22 protein-coding genes, 1 tRNA gene and 3 pseudogenes are annotated in these 23,841 nt (G+C 60.6%); 18 read left to right on the forward strand and 8 right to left on the reverse strand.

Annotated elements, in window-relative coordinates:
- The coding region (locus AC1DT6_RS09505; RefSeq protein WP_477114642.1) for a plasmid pRiA4b ORF-3 family protein at positions 1-333 on the reverse strand (333 nt) is incomplete at its 3' end.
- A gap of 313 nt (positions 334-646) precedes the next feature.
- On the opposite strand from AC1DT6_RS09505, the gene AC1DT6_RS09510 reads away from it, so the two are divergent.
- The 6 genes from AC1DT6_RS09510 (at position 647) to AC1DT6_RS09535 (ending at position 7,646) form a co-directional block, all read left to right on the forward strand.
- Complete coding sequence (locus tag AC1DT6_RS09510) at positions 647-1,483, forward strand: MurR/RpiR family transcriptional regulator (RefSeq protein WP_477104722.1); 837 nt, start codon at positions 647-649, stop codon at positions 1,481-1,483.
- A gap of 74 nt (positions 1,484-1,557) precedes the next feature.
- Positions 1,558-2,790 (forward strand): diaminopropionate ammonia-lyase, encoded by a 1,233-nt coding sequence (locus AC1DT6_RS09515; protein WP_441629721.1) that lies wholly within the window; start codon positions 1,558-1,560, stop codon positions 2,788-2,790.
- A gap of 2 nt (positions 2,791-2,792) precedes the next feature.
- Entirely contained in the window at positions 2,793-4,049 is a 1,257-nt protein-coding gene (locus AC1DT6_RS09520; protein WP_441629720.1) for a M20 family metallo-hydrolase, read from the forward strand.
- An 11-nt stretch (positions 4,050-4,060) separates the two neighbouring features.
- The gene (locus tag AC1DT6_RS09525) at positions 4,061-5,005 is read left to right on the forward strand and encodes an N-carbamoyl-D-amino-acid hydrolase (protein ID WP_477114643.1); all 945 of its coding nucleotides are present in this window, start codon (positions 4,061-4,063) and stop codon (positions 5,003-5,005) included.
- Between the two features lie 112 nt (positions 5,006-5,117).
- Positions 5,118-6,443 (forward strand): MFS transporter, encoded by a 1,326-nt coding sequence (locus tag AC1DT6_RS09530; protein WP_441629727.1) that lies wholly within the window; start codon positions 5,118-5,120, stop codon positions 6,441-6,443.
- 39 nt (positions 6,444-6,482) lie between these two features.
- Positions 6,483-7,646 (forward strand): YgeY family selenium metabolism-linked hydrolase, encoded by a 1,164-nt coding sequence (locus AC1DT6_RS09535; RefSeq protein ID WP_477114644.1) that lies wholly within the window; start codon positions 6,483-6,485, stop codon positions 7,644-7,646.
- Positions 7,647-8,148: 502 nt separating this feature from the next.
- Here the strand turns inward: AC1DT6_RS09535 and AC1DT6_RS09540 are convergent.
- The 3 genes and pseudogenes from AC1DT6_RS09540 to AC1DT6_RS09550 all read right to left on the reverse strand — a co-directional run.
- A tRNA-Gly gene (locus tag AC1DT6_RS09540) sits at positions 8,149-8,222 on the reverse strand.
- Positions 8,223-8,465: 243 nt separating this feature from the next.
- Positions 8,466-9,788 carry an IS4 family transposase gene (locus AC1DT6_RS09545; RefSeq protein ID WP_441629725.1) on the reverse strand — a complete coding sequence of 441 codons (1,323 nt, stop codon included), beginning with the start codon at positions 9,786-9,788 and terminating at the stop codon, positions 8,466-8,468.
- A 156-nt stretch (positions 9,789-9,944) separates the two neighbouring features.
- Positions 9,945-10,326: pseudogene (locus tag AC1DT6_RS09550) on the reverse strand (Tn3 family transposase); the annotation flags it as partial.
- A 374-nt stretch (positions 10,327-10,700) separates the two neighbouring features.
- On the opposite strand from AC1DT6_RS09550, the gene AC1DT6_RS09555 reads away from it, so the two are divergent.
- From AC1DT6_RS09555 to AC1DT6_RS09610, 12 genes and pseudogenes are all read left to right on the forward strand, one after another.
- Positions 10,701-11,042, forward strand: a complete 342-nt coding sequence (locus AC1DT6_RS09555) for a carboxymuconolactone decarboxylase family protein (RefSeq protein WP_006159602.1) — start codon at positions 10,701-10,703, stop codon at positions 11,040-11,042.
- A 26-nt stretch (positions 11,043-11,068) separates the two neighbouring features.
- On the forward strand, positions 11,069-11,755 hold the full coding sequence (locus AC1DT6_RS09560) for a hydrolase (RefSeq protein WP_441629718.1): 687 nt from the start codon (positions 11,069-11,071) through the stop codon (positions 11,753-11,755).
- A 97-nt stretch (positions 11,756-11,852) separates the two neighbouring features.
- Positions 11,853-12,143 (forward strand): DUF1427 family protein, encoded by a 291-nt coding sequence (locus tag AC1DT6_RS09565; protein ID WP_441629717.1) that lies wholly within the window; start codon positions 11,853-11,855, stop codon positions 12,141-12,143.
- Positions 12,140-14,032, forward strand: coding sequence for an amidohydrolase (locus AC1DT6_RS09570; RefSeq protein ID WP_441629716.1), 1,893 nt, complete (start codon positions 12,140-12,142; stop codon positions 14,030-14,032). Before AC1DT6_RS09565 ends, AC1DT6_RS09570 begins: the two co-directional genes overlap by 4 nt.
- A gap of 1 nt (position 14,033) precedes the next feature.
- Positions 14,034-14,504, forward strand: a complete 471-nt coding sequence (locus AC1DT6_RS09575; protein WP_441629715.1) for a DoxX family protein — start codon at positions 14,034-14,036, stop codon at positions 14,502-14,504.
- Entirely contained in the window at positions 14,501-15,415 is a 915-nt protein-coding gene (locus tag AC1DT6_RS09580) for a glyoxalase (RefSeq protein WP_441629714.1), read from the forward strand. The genes AC1DT6_RS09575 and AC1DT6_RS09580 overlap by 4 nt, the downstream gene beginning before the upstream one ends.
- Before the next feature lie 24 nt (positions 15,416-15,439).
- The gene (locus tag AC1DT6_RS09585; protein WP_441629713.1) at positions 15,440-16,153 is read left to right on the forward strand and encodes a YoaK family protein; all 714 of its coding nucleotides are present in this window, start codon (positions 15,440-15,442) and stop codon (positions 16,151-16,153) included.
- A 71-nt stretch (positions 16,154-16,224) separates the two neighbouring features.
- On the forward strand, positions 16,225-17,685 hold the full coding sequence (locus tag AC1DT6_RS09590) for an alginate export family protein (RefSeq protein WP_441629712.1): 1,461 nt from the start codon (positions 16,225-16,227) through the stop codon (positions 17,683-17,685).
- A 150-nt stretch (positions 17,686-17,835) separates the two neighbouring features.
- Positions 17,836-18,582 (forward strand): TrmB family transcriptional regulator, encoded by a 747-nt coding sequence (locus AC1DT6_RS09595; protein WP_441629711.1) that lies wholly within the window; start codon positions 17,836-17,838, stop codon positions 18,580-18,582.
- Positions 18,583-19,064: 482 nt separating this feature from the next.
- Positions 19,065-19,577, forward strand: a pseudogene (locus AC1DT6_RS09600) (MFS transporter); the annotation flags it as partial.
- Positions 19,578-19,876: 299 nt separating this feature from the next.
- The gene (locus AC1DT6_RS09605; RefSeq protein WP_441629710.1) at positions 19,877-20,950 is read left to right on the forward strand and encodes a phenylacetaldoxime dehydratase family protein; all 1,074 of its coding nucleotides are present in this window, start codon (positions 19,877-19,879) and stop codon (positions 20,948-20,950) included.
- Between the two features lie 11 nt (positions 20,951-20,961).
- Positions 20,962-21,219 (forward strand): annotated as a pseudogene (locus AC1DT6_RS09610) (glutathione S-transferase N-terminal domain-containing protein); the annotation flags it as partial.
- A 66-nt stretch (positions 21,220-21,285) separates the two neighbouring features.
- Here the strand turns inward: AC1DT6_RS09610 and AC1DT6_RS09615 are convergent.
- The 4 genes from AC1DT6_RS09615 to AC1DT6_RS09630 form a co-directional block, all read right to left on the reverse strand.
- Positions 21,286-21,522, reverse strand: a complete 237-nt coding sequence (locus AC1DT6_RS09615; RefSeq protein ID WP_441629709.1) for a GMC oxidoreductase — start codon at positions 21,520-21,522, stop codon at positions 21,286-21,288.
- A 255-nt stretch (positions 21,523-21,777) separates the two neighbouring features.
- The gene (locus AC1DT6_RS09620; protein WP_477111329.1) at positions 21,778-22,362 is read right to left on the reverse strand and encodes a TetR/AcrR family transcriptional regulator; all 585 of its coding nucleotides are present in this window, start codon (positions 22,360-22,362) and stop codon (positions 21,778-21,780) included.
- Positions 22,363-22,615: 253 nt separating this feature from the next.
- Positions 22,616-23,017 carry a copper resistance protein CopQ gene (locus AC1DT6_RS09625; protein WP_441629707.1) on the reverse strand — a complete coding sequence of 134 codons (402 nt, stop codon included), beginning with the start codon at positions 23,015-23,017 and terminating at the stop codon, positions 22,616-22,618.
- A gap of 514 nt (positions 23,018-23,531) precedes the next feature.
- Entirely contained in the window at positions 23,532-23,795 is a 264-nt protein-coding gene (locus tag AC1DT6_RS09630) for an H-NS family nucleoid-associated regulatory protein (protein ID WP_441629706.1), read from the reverse strand.
- Positions 23,796-23,841: the final 46 nt, after the last annotated feature.

Below are 23,841 nucleotides of genomic sequence, written 5' to 3' on the forward strand. Positions count from 1 at the left end.
CACCCGTATCTCGTGGCGCCACCACGCGTTGAAGTCATACACATAGACGAAGCCTTCGTGTTCGCGGAGACGAAACGCAGTCAGTGGCAGTTCGTTTGCCGCGGTGGAGAACTGCAAGACGCCCTCATGAGCTTTGCCGTAACGCCTGCCACGAATGCTGAACGTGTGCAGATGCTCGTCGGCCCAGCCCATGACTACCTGGATGACATTGTGCAATTGTCCGAGCGTCAAGTGCTCAGGAACGGGGACGCGTCGCCAAACCGGCGGGCTCAGGGCGCTCAGAGCAATTCGAAGTTGAAGGACGGAGATCGCCGGGCCAGGAACGGAAGCCATGCGCATTTTTGGTGCCTCATTGGCCTCTCGGCGGTGGTCCGGTTGTTTGCCCCCGTTTTGGCGCGGTCTCCCCTTACTGCGACAAAACCACATGAGCACGTGGCAGGTGGCTCATTATTTTCTTGAGAGAAGACCGGACCGTAGCCCCGCTTTGGCGCGGCTCTCCCTGCCGGGCTGACAAAGGGTGAATTCCCAAAAAAGATATCAAATAAGCACAAATTACCCACTGCAAATTTGCTTTTGACACTTCAGTTTCATTCGTATACATTTATGAAACTACTGTTTCAGAGGATGCGACCTGATGGCCTCCCCCTTGCAAGACAAGATCCTCGAATTGCACGACCAGTTGACGGAGAGCGAGCGACGGCTCGCGGAGGTAACCCTTGAATGCATCGGCAACCTCGCCGCTTACTCGGCCACCGAGCTAGCGCAGAAGGCGGGCGTTTCCAAGGCGACCGCGGGGCGTTTCTTCCGCCGGTTGGGATATGAGAATTTCAATGAGGTGCGTGCGCTGGTACGCGACGAAAGCGATCGTGGCTCGCCCCTGTACGAGCTTGCGGGCGTCCAGCCGCCCGCGTCCTCGGACGCACCCTTTGCGGCCCACCTGGCCAATGATCTGCAAAACCTGGCGCAGACCTTCGATCGCCTGGATCCGGCCGATGTCGAGCGCGCGATCTCCCTCCTAGTTGGCGCCAGCCGCATTTGCGTCGCGGGTTTTCGCAATGGCCGCGTGCTGGCGCAGTATGCGTGGGCGCTGCTGACGCAACTGCGCGGCGGCATCACTTTGGTGCCCGGTGCCGGGCTGAATCTAGCCGAAGATCTCGCCGACCTTGGCGACAGCGATGTGCTTCTGGTCATGGACTTCCGTCGCCGCGTAACGCTGCTGCGGCCAATGGTGGAGCACGCAAATCGCGTCGGCGCGAAGGTCGTCATCCTGACCGATCCCAGCGCTACGGAACTGCCCGCCCGCTCCGACGTCGTCCTGCGCTGCGTCAACCATGGCGCCGCCGGATTCGACTCCTATGTCGCGGCGATCAGCCTGATCAACCATCTCGGCACCAGCCTTGCGCTGGCATTGGGAGACGCCGCGCGTCACAGGCTGGAGGAGATCGAAGCCCTGCATGACCACTACGGCGACCTCCACCGCTAAGGCACCAATCGCATGTAAACGTCCGTTCCTCGTCCCATGTGAACGGGCTCCCACTCTTTTTTGAGGAGACTGTCTTGAATTCACTGCTTCCCAACCTTCGCCTGCAATGCGCTGCGAATCCGTCGGTGCAACCGGATGCAAAATATAGCGAGCGACAGCAAGCGATACTCGGCGGGCAAGCCTATCTGCGTGCGGAACAGCAGATCAAGCGCTGGCCGGGGTATGCGCCCACGCCGCTGTGCGAGCTCAAGGGCCTGGCCAAGGCTGCCGGCGTCGCGCAGGTCCTGTACAAGGACGAGGCCGACCGCTTCGGTCTCGGCAGCTTCAAGGCGCTGGGCGGCGCCTACGCCGTCAGCCGCCTGTTGATCCGCGAAATCGAAGCGCGCACCGGCCGTGCCGATGTTTCGGTCGAGGACCTGCTGTCCGGCCGTTATCGTGATATCGCGCGCGATATCACCGTGACCTGCGCAACGGACGGCAATCACGGCCGCTCGGTAGCGTGGGGGGCCCAGCGCTTCGGCTGCCAGTGTGTGATTTACATCCACGCGACCGTGAGCGAAGGACGCAAGCAGGCCATCGAACACTATGGCGCGCAGGTGGTGCGCACAAGCGGGAACTATGACGACTCCGTACGGCAAGCCGCCGACGATGCCGCGCGGCTGGGCCGCTTCGTCGTATCCGACACGTCCTATGAAGGCTATATGGATGTGCCGAAGGATGTAATGCAAGGCTACGCCCTGATGGCCGATGAGGCGCTGCAACAACTTCCGGCTGGGCAAGTTCCGACGCACGTATTCCTGCAGGGCGGCGTGGGTGGTCTGGCGGCGGCGGTCTGCGCGCATTTCTGGGAGCAGCTCGGTGCATCCCGCCCGCGTTTTGTCGTGGTGGAACCCGACAAGGCGGCCTGCCTGTACGAGAGTGCCCGTGCCGGCAAGCCAGTCGCCGTGCATGGCGATCTCGACACCGTCATGGCCGGCCTGGCTTGTGGCGAGGTGTCGTTGCTGGCATGGGAGATCCTGCATCCTGGCGCGCACGCTTTCCTGACCATCGACGACGAATCGGCGCTGGAGACGGTACGGCTGCTGGCCGCCGGCCGTTACGGCGACGCGCCGCTGGTGGCGGGCGAATCCGCAGTCGCCGGCCTGGCCGGTTGCCTCGGCGCGCTTGGCGATGCACAAGTGCGCGCGCAGCTTGGCCTCGACGCCGGCAGCCGCATCCTGGTATTCGGCAGCGAGGGCGCCACCGATGCGGAGCTTTACCAGCGCATCGTCGGGAAGTCGCCCGAGCAAGTCAGGATGGCGGCTTGAAGATGCGCACGACAACGAATCGGACTGCCGCGCCGCACATCGATTTGCCCCGCCTGTTGGGCCGGATCGCAGCGCTGGCGCAGGTCGGCGCGATCGACGGCGGCGGTGTCAGCCGGCTCGCGCTGACCGACGAGGACCGTCTCGGGCGCGATCTGGTGGTGAGTTGGATGCGCGAGCTTGGGCTGGCGGTGAGCATCGACACGATAGGAAATGTGGTCGGCGTGCGGGGAGGACGTGAGGATCTTGCGCCGGTCATGACTGGCTCGCACATCGATACCGTCCGTACCGGTGGGCGCTATGACGGCAACCTCGGCGTGCTCGCTGGCCTTGAAGTGGTGGCCGCCTTAAACGATGCCGGCATCGCCACGCGGCGGCCCCTGGCGGTTGCCTTCTTCACTAACGAGGAGGGTGCGCGTTTCGCGCCGGACATGATGGGCAGCCTGGTATTCCAGGGCGACCTCCCGTTGCAGCAAGCGCTCGATACCAAGGGCATAGACGGCAGCACGGTCGGCGAGAATCTGCGGCGCATCGGCTATAACGGCACGCATCCGGTCGGCACGAATCAGCTGCACGCCTTTGTCGAGCTACATGTGGAACAGGGACCGGTGCTGGAGCATGAGGGCGTCACAATTGGCGCTGTCACCGGCGTGCAGGGGATTCACTGGACGGAATTCACGGTTGAAGGCACGTCGAATCACGCCGGCACCACGCCGATGCGCCTGCGGCATGACGCTGGCCTGGTTGCGGCACGCATCGCCTGCTTCGCGCGGGACCTGGCGCGCGAGTTGGGCAGTGGCCAGTTGGCAACGGTGGGGCAGGTCAAGCTCTCGCCGAACCTGGTCAATGTGATCCCGAACCTGGCCGTGTTCACGCTGGACCTGCGCAATGCCGATCAGGCGATCCTGGCCGAAGCGGTGCGCCGCACCTTCGATTTTGCGCACGAGCTGGCGCGAGACGAGGGGGTAAAGCTGTCCCATCGCTCGCTTGCCGACTTTGCCCCCGTTGCGTTCGACAACCAGATCATCGGCCGGGTGGAAGCGATCGCCCGTCGGCATGGCCACACTGTACAGCGCATTGCGAGCGGCGCCGGCCACGACGCACAGATCCTGGCACGTATGTGTCCTGCCGGCATGATCTTCGTGCCCAGTGTCGGCGGTCTGTCCCACAACGTTGCCGAGTTTACCGACGACAGCGATATCGAGGCGGGCGCCAGTGTCCTGCTCGATTTGCTGCTCGAACTAGCTGAACAAAAGGAATAGGAGTCCAATTCATGCCACGCTATATCAATGTCGCCGCCGCCCAGCTTGGGCCAATTCAACGCGCCGACTCCCGCCGGGACGTCGTCGAGCGCCTGCTCGCGCATCTTCACCAGGCGCATGCCATGGGCTGCCAGTTGGTTGTATTTCCGGAGCTTGCGCTGACCACCTTCTTTCCGCGCTGGTATCTGGAAGATCCGGCCGAACTCGATGCTTTCTACGAGCGCGAGATGCCTGGTGCGGAAACCCGCGTGCTGTTCGAGACCGCAGCCAGGCTTGGAATCGGTTTCTATCTCGGCTACGCCGAGCTTGCGCTGGAACAAGGTGTCGCAAGGCGTTACAACACCTCCATCCTGGTCGGGCAGGACGGCGCCATCGTCGGGAAATACCGCAAAGTTCATCTTCCCGGGCATGCAGAGCATGAACCTTGGCGCGACTTCCRGCATCTCGAAAAGCGCTACTTTGAACCGGGTCTCGGTTTTGACGTCTGGCGTGCCTACGGCGGTGTGATCGGCATGGCTCTGTGCAATGACAGGCGCTGGTCGGAAACCTACCGGGTGATGGGCCTGCAGGGCGCGGAAATGATCTTGTTGGGATACAACACCCCGGTACATAACCCGCCCGCGCCAGAGCATGACGATCTGTCGATGTTTCACAACCACCTCGTCATGCAGGCCGGCGCCTACCAGAACGGCACCTGGGTGGTTGGCGTTGCCAAAGCCGGCAAGGAAGAAGGCTGCGAGATGATCGGCGGCACTTGCATCATTGCCCCGTCGGGCGAGATCGTGGCGGCATGCTCGACCAAAGGGGACGAGCTGGCAATCGCTCGCTGCGACCTCGATCTTTGCCGCTCCTATAAGACTACGACGTTTAATTTCGATCGCCACCGCCGCCCGGATGCGTATGGGCTGATCACCTCGCGTCGGGGCGCCATCGAACCAGAGCATCTGGTGGCCTGACCGGCAGTCTTACCCAGCTTCCCAAAACAATAATTTCAGCGAGCGCCTTGCGGCGCCCGCAGGGGAGCGTTTTGTCTTAAAAAACCAACGGAGGAACAAAGTGAGTGATTCCCTGCAAACGGCCGGCGCCGTCAAGCCCGCTTCGCGCGTTGGGGCAAGTGCGGTGTCCGCACACGACAATGCCCTGTACAGCAAGGTGGCGTGGCGCCTGCTGCCATTCCTGATGGTGTGCTATATCGCTGCATTCCTGGATCGCGTCAATGTCGGCTTTGCCAAACTGCAAATGCTGGACGACCTGAAGTTCAGCGAAACGGTTTATGGCCTCGGGGCTGGTGTCTTCTTTATCGGATACTTCTTGTTTGAAGTACCGAGCAATGTCCTGATGCACCGCATTGGGGCCCGAAAAACGCTGGCTCGCATCATGATCCTGTGGGGTTGCATCTCCGCAGCGATGGCAGTGACGCAGACAGCCACTCAGTTCTACGAGTTGCGCTTCCTGCTCGGTGCGGCTGAGGCTGGTTTTTATCCAGGGATCATTCTGTATTTGACCTACTGGTTCCCATCGCACCGGCGCGGGCAGATCATTGCCGTGTTCATGACGGCAGTGCCTTTTGCCGGCATCCTGGGCGGGCCACTGTCTGGCGGGATCATGCAAGGCCTACACAGTCATGGCGGCTTTGCCGGCTGGCAATGGATGTTCCTGATCGAGGCCGTTCCGTCGATCCTCCTCGGCCTGGCCGTGCTCTGGTACTTGGATGATCGCATCGGCGATGCGGCCTGGCTCAATGCCAGCGAAAAGGCACGCCTTGTCCAGAACCTGGCGGCGGAGAAGGCGGTAAAGGTCGAACATATCTCGCTGTGGAAACTGCTGAAGGACCGGCGGGTTGTGCATATGGCATTGATCTGCTACTGCACGGTTTCCAGCTTGTCCGGGCTTGCCTTCTGGATTCCGTCAGTCATCAAATCCACCGGTGTGGTGTCCCTTCTGGAGATCGGGTTCCTGACCGCGATTCCCAACGCCTGTGCCGTGGTATCCATGGTGCTGGTGTGCCGTCACTCGGATGCGACCCGCGAGCGCCGCTGGCACATGATCATTCCCTTTCTCATCGGCGGCAGCGGCCTCGCCCTGAGCACGCTGTTCAGCCACAACCCGACACTCGCCGTTGCCATGCTATCGATTGCGGCGGCCGGCTGCATGGTTTGCTCGCCGCTGTTCTGGAGCCTGCCCACCGCCTTCCTGGAAGGCAAGAGCGCCGCCGCCGGCATTGCCGCGATCAATGCGTTCGCCGGTCTGGCTGCCTTCGCCAGCCCATACGCGATTGGCTGGATCAAGGATCTCACCGGCTCGACCAACTGGGGCATGTACTTCCTCGCCTCCTTCACGGTGATCGGCGCCATCCTCGTCTATCGCGTGCCGAAAACACTGGTGAACCGCTAACCGGCCTTGTGGGGACGCCCGGCGTCCCTTCCCCCAAAATTGGAGTTCAGCATGACAACCGATGTCGTTACCCTGACGCAGGAGATGGTCCGCATTCCCAGCCTTTCCGGAAAGGAGGGGGAGATGGCAGCACTGATGGCGCGGCGCATGCGCGAGTTCGGCTTTAGTTCCGTGACCACGGACCGGAACGGTTCGGTCCTGGGCCTGATCGGCCCGGAGGACGCCGAAGTCGCACTGCTATTCGACGGTCACATGGACGTCGTGCCCGTGACCGGTACCTGGCGCTTCGATCCCTTCGGCGGGACCCTTCATGAAGGCCGGATCTACGGCCGCGGAAGTACCGATATGAAGGGGGGGATTGCAGCGGCAATCTGCGGTGTTGCCGCTGCTGCACGCGAGGGATGCCTCACGCGCCGTGTGGCGGTATCCGCCAGCGTGCTCGAAGAAGTGATCGAAGGCTATGCCCTGTCCTCGGTTCTCGATGCGTGCGTACCCGCCGCGGTTGTCATCTGCGAGCCTTCAAAGCTCCAGATCAAGGCCGCGCAAAAGGGTCGACTGGAAATCCAGCTGACCTTCCACGGCAAGCCGGCGCATGCAGCCACCCCGCACCTTGGCGTMAATCCGCTGCATGCGGCGGCCCGCGCACTGCTTGCGCTGGAAACACTGGCGTTGCCCGGCGATCCGCGCCTGGGACAAGCCTTGCTGGTACCGACCGATATCGTTTCGTCGCCGTACCCTTCGATCTCGATGATTCCGCTTTCCACTACCGTTCGCTTCGACCGCCGGACCCTGAGCGGCGAATGCAGGGAGGATGTCCTTGGCAGCATCAGCGCCTGCCTGAAAGCCGCGGGCTTGGAGGACTTTACGCTGGCGGTAAGCGACGATCAGGTGGAGACGTTCACCGGCGAACGAGCTAGCCCTTCGCGTTGGCTGCCCGCGTGGCAACAGGCCGACGATCACCCGCTGGTACGCGCCGCCGTGGAAGCAGTCACGCGCTCCGGCATCAAACCGCGCGTGGGCAGTTGGGCTTTCTGCACCAATGGCTCCGAGTCCGCCGGGCGCCGTCGCATCCCTACCATCGGCCTGGGCCCGGGCGCTGAAGAAGACGCCCACACGATAGACGAGTCCATTGCCGTGGATCAATTGGAGGCAGCGTGCGCTGTCTATAAGCACCTGGCGTTGATTACAGCGGGTAAGGAGTGATTTAGTCGGGCGGCTTTCGCACTGCCGCACGGAGAAGTCCGAGGCAAGCTTCCCGTCGGGATGATCGAAGTAGCCGAGCGGGAAGATCCCACTCCTCCACGAGGACCGGAATGACGGACGCTTGTCTCCTTCGAGCCATTGACCCAACCCCTGGTTGCCTGTGGGCGGCGCGATAGTGCTGTAGACGCGGACAACGCGCGAGCCGCCGCAGATCTACCCGAAAATGTTGCGAGCTCGGGTTGCGCTGCACCAACACCCCGCTGTAGGCAAGTGGCAGCGGACTCACCAGCCCGCCGGTGTCAGCCAGCAGCCGCAAGTCGGGACTCCGGTCGCACAGTCGAAGTTGCCGGGCGTCATATAAGCCATGGCCTCGACTCGCTGTGTCAACGCATGAGCCGTCGTCATGCTGCCGTCGCCCGGCAACCTAGCTCTGATTGGTGGGCCTACGGCACCAACGGATTATGAGTCCGCTGCTCTAACCAGGCATGAACTAGAGGCCCGATGGAGCGGGTGAAGGGAATCGAACCCTCGTCATAAGCTTGGAAGGCTTCTGCTCTACYATTGAGTTACACCCGCGTGCGATGCGCGGCATGATAGCAACTACCCCAATCGGCGTGGCATTATTTGTTCGGTTAGACAACCCTATCCTTCTGCGCCACCCTCGAATTACGGCCCCAAGAAAATCGGCGTGCCGCGAGCGATCCATCACACATCCGTGCTCGCGGAAGCGGCCCCCATTAAACATCACCTGCTTATGCCGGGCGCCAGGCCTAGTCGAGACTTGGGTTGCAGGTCTAAGAGCCATCCCTTTCAAGGTGATTAAACGACACGTCCAGCCTTGATGACACGGGCGGTAGAAACATGCCGCCGTGCTACGCATCCAGCCACATAGCCTTTCTTCTTCGGCGCTTTCGGTCCCCGCGTATGTTTGCGCATCGCGCGGGGATCAACGTGCGTCGCCATCCTGATCAACTCGCGACCGAGCTGAGCTGGGGTGAGGAGGTCATAGGCCTGCCACACCTCGGGCGGCACCGCGATCATCATGCCGGCATAAGTTGCCCGGATTTCGCTGGCGAGGTAATACGGTGAGATCTCGATGTCGCTGGTATCCAGCTCATGCCGGATTCTCACCGCAGTCGCAATCACGCTCAGTACGTTATACGCGAGCGCCGCCACGCCGAAGGCCAGCAGCGCCGCGCGCGGCTGGCTCAACGAGCGAATCTCACTATTGAGCACCGATTCCAGCCGCTGAAACAGATTCTCTATGCTCCAGCGTCGCCGGTATAGCCGGGCGACTGCCTCGGCCGTCAGATAGGCGGCCGGGACATTGGTCAGCAGGCGGACGACGGTATCACCATCCTCGGTGGTGCCATCCAGATGCAGTTCGATGCGCCGCAGCACCTGCGGCGCGTTTGATTCATCTGGGATGCTGACCGCTTGCTCGTACACAGTGCCGGCTTCGACCCGGCCCATTTCGCGTAACGGCTCCAGCTCGCTGGGGCTCGGATTGCGGCCGTGCTCCCGCACGATGAAGGCGCTGCCGCGACGCTGCCACCCGGCAAGAATCGCCCGGGTGCTGAAGTTGCGATCGGCGATCCACAGTTCGGCCGGCTGGGCCGATGCGAGCAGGGTTTCCATGATGGCCCGCTCCTGGGCATGCGCATCTTCACAGGGCACCAGATCGACGATCATCGCCGTGTCCGGGTCATAGACTACCAATGACTGCCCTGGCAAGGCCGCACCCCGAAACCCCCGCAATGGTTTCAGGCGCTTTTCGCTCGCCGGCAAATGGCTGCCATCCACGATGCGCAGGCGATAGCCATTCACCGATGGCGGCTGCTTGCGCAACATCGGTTGCTCGACCGGCCCCAGCCGCTGCGCACTGCCTTGCACCAGGCCACGAACCAGCCCCGGCTCGGTCCGGCTTAGCTTGTCGTACAGCGCGGTGATGGAAACCGGCAGCGCCGGACTGGCCTTGGCTGCCGCATGCACCGACGGGCGCAGCCCCACGGCGACCAGCGACATGATTTCCACCGTCGTCGAGAACAATAACTCGCGCGTGTACTGCGTTTCACGCTCTTGCTCGAACAACTCGTCGATCCAGGCCGGATCCAGGGCGCGTTGCAACCCCAGGCGCGCCATCACGCTAACAGGGCTGTGTTCGAGAAAGCGTTCCACCACTGCGTCCAGTACCACGCCATTGACTCCGGTTTCTGTTCGAGAACACGGAGGTTGCCCTAATTTTCGTCACCTTGAAAGGGGTGGCTCTAACACGGTCCCTTGCTTGGCATCGCGCCGCAACTTCGAGACCGCCATGCTGGCGCTCGTGTACCCATGCGTTCGACGGAAAGCCGGAGGAAGCCACCATCGTCGCGCGCGTCATTGTGACGAATGACTCCTTCGATTGCGACGCCTGCCAGCCGCTCGTTGAGCACGATCGGCTGGTTGTACACGATGCGATGCTGGTCCAGCACGTGCGGCGCGCCACCGGGGATCGACGCGTGCATAAAACCGGTGGGGCTAGGTGTCGAGACTCATGGATTCGCTCGATGCCTGCTGCCCGCTTCCCCAGAGTTCGGTGATCGCGCGTTCGCTGGAACTCCACCGCGCGGTTGTTCGCGCGCGACAACCGGCCAGGCATTTCGAGCGCGCGCATCGTGGTCGAAATAGGGGCCGGTTCGGTGCAAATTGTAACCCTCCAGGCTCAACAATTCTTACGCCTTCGTGGCCGTATCAGTCGTCGCGGGATCTGCTTGCGTGCATCGCTCTTCCCCTGAAGCCTCTGAACGCACTTCCGGCCGTTTCGTTCGCCACCATAGTACATATTTTATCGTTATAAATCATGCAGTTAAGATATTTTTAAGGTAGTTAATGCGTGCTGCTTTGACAGTCAATCGTCCGACTCCTAGGATTGACCTCGTGATCTCGTTTTGCATCCAGCGTTGAACGTAACCAGTAGCTCGACGCAACCCTCGCGCGCTTTGCACTCGCCGATGCGAACTGCTGGACCAGGCCACATACATCCCTTTCGAAGTCATCTCACGGAGCTATCTCATGCTTGAGTGGAAACAGGAAATTCAGGACATCAGTTCTCGCCTCAAAGAACTGTCCACGCGCACGCCGGACACCATTCGCGGTTTTGGGCTTATCGCTGGTGCGGGTGCCAAAACCGAGCAACTCGGCGCGAAGACGCGTGAACTCATCGCGCTGGCCGTCGCAGTCACCACGCGCTGCGATGGTTGCATCGCCTTCCATGCAGCCGAGGCCGTCAAGCTCGGCGTGTCCGACGAAGAGATCGCAGAAGCGCTCGGCGTCGCCATCAACCTGAACGCCGGCGCCGCCATTACGTACAGCACGCACGTGCTGGACGCCATCGACGCGCTGAAGCAAGCCTAACCGTTACACCCTGACAGGATCCCATCATGACCAATCCCAAGCTTGAAGTACTGACCCCTCAAAACAGCCAGTTGATTTTCATTGACCACCAGCCGCAGATGGCATTCGGTGTCCAGTCCATGGACCGGCAGGTGCTGAAGAACAACGTCGTCGGCCTCGCCAAGGCAGCGAAGATCTTCAACATCCCGACCACCATCACGACCGTGGAAACGCAAAGCTTCTCGGGATTCACCTACCCGGAGCTGCTCGACGTTTTCCCCGGCCAGCCCCTGCTCGAGCGCACTTCAATGAATTCGTGGGACGACCAGAAGGTTCGTGACGCGCTGGCGGCGAACGGTCGCAAGAAGATCGTGGTCTCGGGCTTGTGGACGGAGGTTTGCAACAACACCTTCGCACTCAGCGCCATGGCCGATGCCGGGTACGAAATCTATATGGTGGCCGACGCCTCAGGCGGCATTACGAAGGAAGGACATGACTTCGGCATGCAGCGCATGATCCAGGCCGGCGTCGTACCCGTGACGTGGCAACAGGTGGTGCTCGAATGGCAGCGCGACTGGGCGCGTCGCGATACGTATGACGCCCTCATGAGTGTGGTCAGGGAACACTCCGGCGCATACGGGATGGGTGTCGACTACGCTTACACCATGGTGCACAAAGCGCCACAGCGAGCGGTCGGCTCTCATGAGATCGTGCCTCCGGTTCCGGCAAAGTAATCGGCGGCCCTCCGTCTCATTTGGTGGCCCGCGTCCGGCCCGATGCAGCGTAATAGTGTGGCCGGACGTGCCCAGCAGCAGCAGGAGAGATGTGCCGATGAAGATCTATCTGTTCTCATTAGGTGCCGGCGTTCTGGTCGGCGTCAGCTACTACCTGATCGGCGTGCGGTCGCCCGCGCCACCGCTCGTTGCACTGGTCGGGCTGCTCGGCATTCTTGCCGGAGAGCAGTTCATACCGATCAGTCAGCAATATTTCCGTGGCGCCGTCCACTCGACAGTGAAGCGCGCATCAAATGACGCAACCGCAGCGTCCGGCACATTGCAGTACGGCGTCTCCGGCACTACGGCTGTGCGCAAGTCTGCAAAGAACGAGGAGACCCGCTCATGATTGCCTCCGCCAAAGCCCCCGACCTGATCCTGCACAACGGCCGGATTACCACGCTTGACAAGGCGAAGCCAGTCGCAACTGCCGTTGCCATCCACGAGGGACGATTTTCAGCGATTGGCGGCGACGCCGAGATCCTGTCTCTGGCAGGACCGGCAACGAACGTGATCGACCTTAAGGGACGGTCCGCCTTGCCAGGACTGATCGACAACCATACGCACGTCGTGCGCGGTGGCCTGAACTTCAACATGGAACTGCGGTGGGACGGCGTGCGCTCGCTTGCCGATGCGATGAACATGCTGAAGCGCCAGGTTGCCATTACGCCGCCACCCCAATGGGTTCGGGTGGTAGGTGGCTTCACGGAGAATCAGTTCGTCGAAAGGAGACTTCCCACCATCGACGAACTCAATGCCGTCGCGCCCGATACGCCTGTATTCATCCTTCATCTTTACGACCGCGCGTTGCTGAATGGCGCCGCCCTGCGGGCCGTGGGCTACACGAAGGACACGCCCGAGACGCCGGGCGGGCAGATCATGCGAGACGGCGACGGCAACCCAACTGGCCTTCTTCTTGCCAAGCCAAACGCGACGGTCCTCTACGCCACGCTGGCCAAGGGCCCAAAACTGCCATTCGACTACCAGCTCAATTCCACCCGTCATTTCATGCGCGAGCTGAACAGGCTGGGCGTGACGAGCGTCATCGATGCGGGCGGCGGATCGCAGAACTACCCCGAAGACTACGAAGTCATCCGCAAGCTTGCAGACGAGGGGCAAATGACGATTCGTCTGGCCTACAACCTGTTCACGCAGAAGCCGAAAGCGGAAAAAGATGACTTCCTGAACTGGACCAGATCGTCGAAGTACAAGCAAGGCGACGAGTATTTCCGTCATAACGGTGCCGGCGAAATGCTGGTGTACTCAGCGGCCGATTTCGAAGACTTTCGCGTACCGCGGCCGGACATGCCGCCGCAGATGGAAGCGGATCTGGAAGACGTCGTACGCGTGCTCGCCGAGAATCGCTGGCCATGGCGCATGCATGCCACCTACGATGAAACCATCAGCAGAGCGCTGGATGTGTTTGAAAAAGTGAATCGCGACATTCCCCTGAGCGGACTGAACTGGTTCTTCGATCATGCCGAGACCATCTCGGAGCGATCAATGGACCGTATCGCCGCCCTCGGCGGCGGTATCGCGGTGCAGCATCGCATGGCGTACCAAGGTGAATACTTCGTCGAACGATATGGCGCCAAGGCTGCCGAGGCGACGCCGCCGGTTGCGCGAATGCTGGAGAAAGGCGTGCGAACGTCGGCCGGGACCGACGCGACGCGCGTGGCGTCATACAACCCCTGGGTGTCTCTAGCCTGGCTGGTGACAGGCAAGACCGTCGGAGGCCTGCGCCTGTATCCGCATCGGAATCTCCTTGACCGTGATACCGCGCTGCGCATGTGGACAGAGAAGGTGGCGTGGTTCTCGAACGAGGAAGGCGCCAAGGGTCAGGTCATGGCCGGTCAATTGGCCGACCTGATCGTTCCGGACCGCGACTTCTTCACCTGTTCTGAAGACGAGATTGTGAACACGACGTCGGACCTGACGATCGTTGGCGGCCGCGTTGTCTACGGGGCAGGCGATTTCCAGCATCTTGACCGCAATGCGCCACCGCCGGCGATGCCTGACTGGTCGCCCGTCCGCAAATTCGGTGGCTTCGGCGCCTGGAAGGACTCGGACGGCAAGCGCGAACGCGCATTGCAGCAGGTGGCCGCGGCGTCCTGCGCTTGTGCAAAAACCTGTGCGGTCCATGGGCACGACCATGCCCGCGCCTGGGCGAGCAATGCGCCGACATCCGACCTGCGCTCGTTCTGGGGTGCGCTGGGCTGTGCCTGCTGGGCGGTGTGACATGGAATATCGCGCGCAAGTCAATCCGCCTTGGGTTGCCACCCTGCTCACGCAGCCATGGCTGCCGCCTGCGGCCCGTGCCATGCTTGTCTCCGCCTACGTCATAGGCGGTCTGACCAAGCTGTTCGGCTTCCACGCCGCCGTGCTCGAGATGGAACACTTCGGATTGCACCCGGGGGGGTTGTGGGCGGTGGCAACCATCATTGTCGAACTTGGCGGCTCAGTCTGCGTAATCTTCAATCGATGGCTGTGGTTGGGCGCCGGTGGGCTGGGCGTGCTGACGTTGGTCGCCATGCTCGTGGCCAATGACTTCTGGAATCTGGCAGGAAACGCGAGGCTTATGGCGTTGAATGGATTCTTCGAGCACCTCGGCCTCATCGCGGCGCTGCTCATGGCGACCATCCTCGCTGGAGCGGCGCCCCTCACCGGCAATTCCGCCCGCAATCAAAACTGGAAGGAATTTCATCAATGAACCTGAATCTTCGTTCTGCCGTTGTCACGGCGGCACTCGTCGCGGGCCTGGCTGTGTCTGCTCTTGTGCCGTCTGTTGCGTCCGCAGCGTCCGCCAGCGCGCCACCGCTCGCTGTTGGCCCCCAGTACGACACGACCCACGTCTACGTGGCGCCGGAAGATTTCGACAAGTTTACGGACAGCTTCGTGGCAACCTTTGGGGGCCACAAGTCACAACAGGGCGTATTCCAGGTTACGCCGACGCCCAGTCAGACGATGTCGCAGCTCGTCTTTACCCCGGTTGGCACGGTGTCCGTGTTCGGCTTCAAGACGCCCGTCCCGTATCCCTTCGGAAGCGAGCGAACCGGCTATCTTGTAGAAGACATGGACGCAGCCGTCAGGTCCGCCCGGGAGCACGGTGCGGACGTCAAGGTTGCGACGTTCCCGGATCCTATCGGCCGCGATGCCATCATTACGTGGCCTGGCGGCGTCAACATGCAACTCTACTGGCACACCCAGGCACCCAAGTATGACGCCCTCGAAACCGTCCCGGAGAATCGCGTCTATGTGTCACCCGAGCGCGCCGATGCGTTGATTCGTGACTTTGTTGCCTTCTCCCGCGGCAAAGTCGTGTCTGATGATCCGCATGCGGCCGGCGTTGAGATCGGCAATCCGACAGGCACGTATAGGCGTGTGAGACTCGACTCCGGCTTCGGCAAGATGACGATACTGGTGACCAACGGGCATTTGCCGTACCCCTTCGGCCATGAAATGACCGGCTATGAAGTCAAGGATCTCGCCGCCACACTGGCGAAGGCGAAAGGCGCGGGAGCAACGGTGCTGGTGCAGCCGTTTACGTCGGACCAGCGCGAGTCTGCGCTGGTTCAGTTCCCAGGCGGATACATCGCAGAAATCCATGCAACGGTCCGGTGACGGACGACGTATTACGGAAGGTGAATGATGAGACGTGATGACACCCTGCTCGCGTGCATAGCTGGCTACGTCGACACCCTTAGTGTCGTGGCACTTTTCGGGCTGCTCACCGCCCACGCCATGGGCAAGGACTTCGTGCTGATGAAGCTGATGGCCATTCCCGCCTTCCTGGCCGGCGTGGTTATCACGAGTCTGGTTGCGAGTACCGAAGCCGTGGCATCGCAAAACGCGGCATGGCGTGTCTACGCAATGCAGGCTGCGCTGATGCTTGCCTTTTGCGCCGCCGGCATTGCCGCTGCTCCCATCGTTCACCCCGACGACATACTGGTCATCCTTTGCGGGATGCTCGGTGCGGCGGCGATGGGAGTACAAAACGCACGCGACCGTTTGATCTCGCGGCAGGGGCATGTGCCCAACACCGTCAAGGCGGAACACATGACGCAGATAGTGCTGGACCTGTTCGAACTGCTGTCGCCAGCGAGTTCATCCGACACGAAAGCCACCTCGCGCGAACGCCTGGAAAGAACTGCCCCCGCGGTCTCGTCGTTCGCATGCGGAGCTGTGGGCGGCGCAATAGGTTACGCCAATGTGGGCTTCTGGGCACTACTATTGCCCTTCCTCGCGCTCTTGTGGCTGACGTTCAATGCGTCAAGACGGCAACAAGGCGTGACCGCTCCTCTGACCCGCATGGATGGTGGCAGCCAGCAAAGTCGGACGGCAAGCCCAGCCGGCCGCTAGCTTCGCAACGAGTACTACCTGCGGCGACCAACACTTGGCGCGCATCCAAAAGTGTCACAGGAGTGAGCGCCATGACTCGCGCATTGTTCCGCCCCCTCTACGAAATGAATACTCTCTCGTGCCTGGTCATGAGTTGTGTTGTTCTGACGCTAGCATTCGCTGGAAATGCGTATGCGGAGCAAGCCGAAGAAGCGAGCATAGAGAGTGTGCCTGCTTGTTCCGCCAGGCGCCCTGAGGTACTTTTCAATCGCTGGCAGGAAGATTGGTCGGCGCTTGCGGATCCATGCGTGCCACGAGAGCCGCTCGACGGCTTGAAGTACATCCCGCTTGGCGGGGATCCCAAATCCTATCTGTCGCTGGGCGCGAACTTGCGGGAGCGCATGGAGGTCAACAATGCGCCGCTCTTCGGACTCGGTACGGCACGCAACGACACCTATGTCATCCAACGCGCGCAGATCAGCGCCGATGCGCGTATTGGCCCGTATTTGCAGGTTTTTGCCCAGATCGAGGATGCGAGGCCGTTTGGCAAAGATGCGGTCACGCCCGTAGACAAGAATCCGGTGGACCTGGAGCAGGCCTTCGTGGCATGGGTCAGCCCGTTGGGTCCCGGCACATTCAAGTTTCGCGTCGGGCGCCAGGAAATGGCGTTCGATCTGCAGCGGTTCATTTCCGTGCGCGATGGTCCGAATGTACGGCAGGCTTACGATGCGGTCTGGGCAGACTACGAATACGGAAAGTGGCGATTTATCGGCTACCTGACGCAGCCCGTTCAGTATCGCGATGCGGAGGTATTCGACGATGTCTCCAACCGTCGCCTGACCTTTAGTGGCGCGCGTTTCGAACGCAAGGATGTCGGACCCGGCGACCTGTCCGGCTACTACTCCGCCTATAACCGCTCCAGCGCCAATTATCTGGATGCGGCGGGCGGTGAGCACCGCAATGTTTTCGATCTCCGCTACTCTGGAAAGGCCAGCCGCATCGATTGGGATGTCGAGACGATGTACCAGTCCGGTCATGTCGGAAACAAATCCATCAATGCGTGGGCCGTGGGCTCCATCGTCGGCTACACGCTTGACATGCCATGGTCACCGCGCCTGGCGCTGCAGGTCGATGGGGCGTCGGGTGACAAGCATCCAGGAGACGGAAGTCTGGGCACGTTCAATCCCCTGTTCCCCAATGGCTACTACTTCACGCTTGCCGGCTATACGGGCTATGCAAACATCCTTCACGTCAAGCCATCGATCAAGGTCAAACCGAAGAGTAACCTGACAATCCTGGGGGCAGTCGGATTCCAGTGGCGTCAGACGACAGCGGACGCCGTGTACCAACAGCCCAATGTTCCTGTGCCCGGTACGGCCGGAAGAGGCAGCAAATGGACAGGCGCCTATCTGCAACTGCGTGCTGACTGGGCCATTACCGCGCACCTGACAGGTGCGGTCGAAGCCGTGCATTTCCAGGTGGGCGACTCGATTCGTAATATCGGCGGACGCAATTCAGACTACGTTGGGGTGGAGCTAAAATACGGCTGGTAGAGGGCCCCTTTCCACGGTACGTGAACATTTTGTCTAGCTTGCGATCCGGTAATGGCAGTAGTCCCTCTTGGGGTCGGCGCCGCACCCCGTGCGGGCCAGGTGTGCCATTCGCCTCAAATCTGGAGCATCGACTAGAAGAGGACCCGATCCATGAACATGGTTGAAATGCTGCAAGCGGCGGGCATTGATGGCCACAAGGCCGACTTTTACCTCGCCTCACTGGAACTGGGCGAAGCAACTGTTGCTGCAATCGCACAAAAAGCAGGTATCGGGCGAACTAATGCCTACGAAGTGCTGGACAGGCTCGTAGCGTCGGGCTTCGTATCGACGATCCAGAAAGGCGCACGCTCTTATGTAATTCCACAGGATCCGATCATGCTGTTACGCAAGATCGAATCTCAGCGTCAAATCATTCAGGAAGTTCTCCCTCAACTCCGCTCCATTCACAATTCCTCTGGAGGAAAACCGAAAGTCCGATTTTTCTCGGGATTGGAGGGCATCAAGACTGTCATGAGTGAAACGCTGGAATGTCAATCGAAAGAAGTCAGCGCGATCATGTCTAACAGCGAGYTGTTCCGTACCCCAGGCTTTGACTTCATCAATGATCTTATAGCCCGTCGCGCGAAGGCAGGGATCAATATGCGCGTCATTCGTACTGGGCCGGGCGATTCTCGGGATTTATGGCGATCGTCAAAAAAGGACCGGCGAGAACTTCGGTGCGCACCGGAGGACTTTGAAATGGGTGTGACAACTTATCTATTCGACGACAAAGTGTCCATCATTTCCTCACGTGCCGAGCACTATGCACTGTCGATCCAAAGCCCGGAGTTCTTTGCTTTTCAGATGAGCCTCTTCGAAATACTCTGGAGCGTTAGCGCTCCAGTTAGTGCGAGCTAAGCCCAAGGTTTGACTCGAACCAGTGCTCGCTCTTCTGGCAACACGCATCGTGGGATGCGTGCATTGCGCCTGCCGCAGCGACCGCCGCCCTGACCGTCGCCCTGACAGGGCGGTGGATCCGCGCAATCTCGGCCGCAAGCGACGCACCTGGCGGGAGCCCACTGCCGCTCCTGGCCCATAGTCACTAAGGGCTCGGACGATTCATCGTCAAATCAGACACAGCCCGCTATCCAAGACGACACGAGCACTCTGCGGAGGACGCAGATGCGCTTAAATCCAAAGCGACCTGAAAGTTGCTTTTTATCAAGCGCCTCATGAATTACTTAAACCAATTTCGTTCGCTTAGATAGTACAATATTTATTCTTATAAATCATATATTTAGTACGTTTTTTGAAAATTTTGGTCGCATAATTTTGACGTGAAAATGCCTGCCTTCTAGACTTCAGTCACCATATCCATTGGGACTGTGCAGAGGAAGGCCATGTCAACACAATCGTCAACTATTCAGCACTCGCAGAAGCACGAGCGCCTTGTGATCGTCGGATCTACCCTCGGGACGCTCTTCGAGTGGTACGACTTTTTCCTGTTCGGCGCTGTTGCGTCGGTATTCTCCAGACTCTTCCTTGCCCCACGTTCCCCGTCCAGCGCCTATCTCTTCGCCCTCATCGCTTTTGGTGTGGGCTTCGCCGTACGTCCGCTGGGCGCACTGCTATTCGGCCGCTTGGGCGATCTGATCGGCCGTAAGTACACCTTCCTCATCACGATCGTCCTGATGGGGGGAGCCACATTCTGCGTTGGCCTGCTTCCGACGTACGAACAGGTCGGATTTCTCGCTCCAATCCTTCTGCTGCTTCGCGTGGTTCAAGGCATTGGACTGGGTGGTGAATATGGCGGCGCTGCCATTTACGTAGCCGAGCACGCGAGCCCCGGCAGAAAGGGCCGCAACACGAGCTGGATCCAGATGACAGGCGCAGGCGGCTCCATCCTCTCGCTGCCGCACTGGTTGAAATGTTCCCCGCGCGGGTTCGATACACCGGCTTGTCGTTCCCGTATCACGTCGGAAACGGAATCTTCGGTGGCTTCTTCCCCGCTGTCGCGTTTGCAATGGTGACATTCACCGGCGATATCGATCCTGGTAGCCGAGATTGATCTAGACGATATCCCTCCAGCAAAGTACGACCTTGACGCAGTCGGCCACTATTCACGGCCAGACGTCTTCCGTGTTCTGGTAAACGAAAACAGCCAGCCGTTGATCGACAGTGGCTACTCCCTCTTTCCTGCCAGCGAATCAAAATGAGCTTTCATATCGAGTATCCCCGCACGATCCCAGCCCAACGGCCGGGAGAGTTTGCACCGGCCGCCCCGAAGTTCCACGTCCGGTGGAACGCCCCCCTTACGACCGTTGTGTCGGACTACATCGCAGTGCAACGTACTCCGGCGGACTTCGGTACGGAACGCGCATTCTTCAAAAGGACTCGCGACGCCTTTGCAAGCGCCTGGGGCCCGGATTGCTTCGATGAGGTGCGACATACCGACGAGGCCGGGTCTACCAATTCGATTGTCATTGCGTACTGGACCGACATTACGCGGTACGCGATCTGGAAGCACCAGGATGCCTTTAACACCTGGTTCGCCTCTCAAGAGCGAGAAGAGGAGAATGTAGGCTACTGGCGTGAAACGCTTACGGTGCCTTATGACAGGATCGAAACCATCTTTTCAGAGCCGTACTATCGGGCGGGGATCGCTCGCACAAAGGGAAGCGAACTGGAGCCCATGTATATCGCTGGCTATTTCGGTGCGATGCGCGACCGGCTGCCGATTTCTGCAGTCGATCCTCTCGCGTCCCCTTACGGCGAATCAGTCCCCCAAGGCGAGTTCTTGGGCGCTTCGCGGGCCCGCATCCGGATTGATGTTCCGCCCAACGTCGTGAACATTCGCTCTGGCCAGTACTGGGAGAAGGCAGAAGGCGACCAACTTGACGACTACTACACCAACCTTCAGCCCAAGCTTGAGACGGGGATGGCCTACCTTAAGGACCATGCCGCAACGACAGGCTGTTTGTCACTGCGTGCGCTGGTTACGCTGGATCAAGAGGGCAACGAGTTGAAGGAAACGTCAAAGCACGGATACTTCCTTTCGCTTGGACAACTTGAACGATGGGCTGCTGGACACAAGAGTCATCTTGACATCTTCAAGCACGCGCTCGCGATGCGCCGGAAGTATCGGGCCGCACGCAGCGTTGTCACCTGGCATGAAGTCTTCGTTCTCGGCACGACGCCGTCTTTTGAGTACGTGAACTGTCACGCCGGCACCGGCTTGCTCCGTTTTGCCCACGCATGGGGAAAGATCGTCGCCGCGATCGGATGAGGACGAACACCATGACAACCAAAAGACCTACAAACTTGGTTCCGATTCGACTGTACTCGATGACGTATTCGGGCCACGGCCATCGCGTTCAATTGCTATTGTCGCTACTCTGCCTGCCTTACGAGAAGATCGATATTGAGCCGCAAAGCGGCAACCTGCAAACGCCAGAATTCCTTGCGCGGAGCCCTTTCGGGGAGGTCCCCGTCATCATTGACGGCGATACGACGCTCTACGATTCAAACGCGATTCTGGTGTACTCGGCTAAGAAGTATGGCGAGCCCTCTTGGCTCCCTGAAGATCCGGAAGGCAATGCACTTGTGCAGCAATGGCTCTCGCTAGCTGTTGGACAGATCGCATTTGGCCCATGTGCGGCACGCCGCCTCGTTGTCTACGACGAAGAACTTGTGCCAATGGCCAGTGCAATCGATATCGACGCCGTAGACGCGCAGCTTCGCATCTACGACCGACATCCGGTCACGGCCCATCTTCGCCATGCAGGTTTCATGAAAGTAGGACACAGCGCCATTGCGAATGAAACTATCGAGCGCGGCCCCCCTTACTGGTCCGGGCATGACCTCACGCTTAAGCGCACCGGCACTTGTCCGAACGTGCAGTTTGCGTTCCTCGGCTTTACGTTCGGGCCGAGAGCAGCATCGAACAGACACCACCGGCGATTTACTGGCTTTCTTCCCGCGGTGAGAAGCGATGCGTTGAAACAGATGAGACAGAGAGTGCGAAGCTGGCGCATCGGCGACGTAAGATCCGACGCAAGAACCGCGTGTGCACCAGACCCGTCACGAGCCTTGGCCAGCGCCCCAACGCATAGACTAGGCCGGCTGCTGTTCCGGCTCGGCCAAGGCCGTGCGCACCGCGTTGCAGGCTGCATCGAGCCGCTCCGGCGCGCCGAAAAGACGTGTCGTCACGACGCTGTTCTGCAGCGCGCCGTACAGCACCTGCGCGATGGCGCCCGGCGAAGCCGGCAGCGTGTCACCGCGGGCTTCGGCAGCGCGCTGCACCAGCCGGGCCAGCCAGGCCTCATTGAGCTTGTAGTAGCCCTGCAGGGCCGTGTGCGCCGACTTGGGTAGCAGCGCCAGCTCGGCCGACAGCATGCCGCACAGGCAGATCTGGTCGCTGCCCGCGCTATCGCGCACCGAGCCTAGGTATTGCTCGGCCTGCTCGGCCAGCGGCAGGCTGGTGTCGATGCTGCGCAGGCGCTCGGCGCGCCGGGCGATGTAGCGCGACATCGCTTCCTGCAGCAGGTCGTCCTTGGACGGGAAGTAGTAGTGGATGCTCGATGTCTTGACGCTGACCAGCTCCGCTAGGTCCCGATAGCTGAAGCCATTGAATCCTCGGCGGCGTATCAGCGACAGGGCGTGTTCCACCAGCTGGTCGCGTACGGAAAGCGTGGTCATTGCGAAACTCCGATGCGTCTGGCAGGGCCGCGGTGTGGTTGCCGGATCAAGCCGGCAGCACCTGTGCCACCGCAGCGGCCATCGAACCGCTGGCGGCGCACAGCAGAAACCAGCCAGCGGTTGCGAGGAAACCTTGCCGAATATTCATAATGTGCTCCCGATCTGTCGAGTTGCCGCCACGAGGGCCTGCGCTTGGTACTGCTGGCCCGAAACGGCGCGACCCGCGCTGTGGCCAGCCGCCTCTTCCGCCTGCTCAGGCCAGGGCGCCGTCAGTGTACGGGTCGGCCTCGCCGACGCGGGCACCTTCGGTGAACGGGTCGAACTTGCCGGTGCGAGCGCCGTCGCTGTAGATGTCGCGGCTGCGGGCGGGCGAAGACGACACGCCGGTGCGATCCAGGCCGGCTACGATGCGCGCACCGTCGCTGTACGGATCGGCCTTGCCGACGCGGGCGCCTTCGGTGAACGGGTCGAACTTACCGGCGCGGGCGCCGTCGGTGAACGCGCTCCGGCTGTCGTTGACGCGGAAGTTGTAGCCGTAGCGGTCGCCGCTGAAGGCACTGTCCTTGGGGCCGGATGCCTGGGCACCACCTGCGACGAAGGCAGCGGCAAGAGCGGCGACGGTGATCAGCGACTTGGCGATGAGCTTGGTGTTCATGAAGTTCTCCAATTCGTTTAGCTGAGGTCCGAGGTCTGCACAGGCCGCGAAGACCGGAACTGCTTGTTAAGACGTAAGTCTCTTTGGTGGTTATCTACTAATAGATAGGCGTGCAGGGTAAAAAAACAGCGCATGCCGGTGATGTCACATTTACTGCTTGTGAGATCTCCACATTGCGCGGCCTTTGTTTGTTGCCTGCGGTGCAGCAGATTCCATGACTTGAATCTTATCTACCTGTAGATAGATGGTCAAGGAATTTCTCAAGTTTCGCCAGACTGACCTCGCTCCGCTCGCGATCACGCCAAGCCCGGCCAAGACGACAAAGACGTCCTAGCCGGAGCGCATTACCAAACCAGCCAAGAACCCTGCTGGGCGCCTAACCCTGACGCGAAGTCGTGCTTAACCCACTTTTTCCAGACTATGTGTCATTCCTCTGGATATAGGTGGTACACGACATGAGCGGGTCATCCATGTAATCAGGGGGCGGAGGCGGGTCCCACCATGGCGCGCTCAACTATTCCCTTGTCGCAACTATCCGAAAATGTTCCACCGTCTGCCCGGCGTGGATCGCCCGCTGCAGCCAGTCCGGCATGGCGCCGCAGCCGTCCCAGCCCTGCCCGTGCGCGTTGCGATAGCGCACCGTCCCAGGCAACGTCGCCGGTGGCGGCTCGGCAAAACAGCCGCCGGCCTGCGGGTGAGCCAGGGTCAGGCCGTGCTGGGCCATCTGGATGCGGATCCAGGTAATCGCTTCGGCGCGCTCGATTTCGATCGACTTCATTTTAGGTGCACAGATTTGAGGAAGCTGCAGAACAGGATCCTGCGTT

Source organism: Cupriavidus sp. 01L45 (assembly GCF_056399885.1).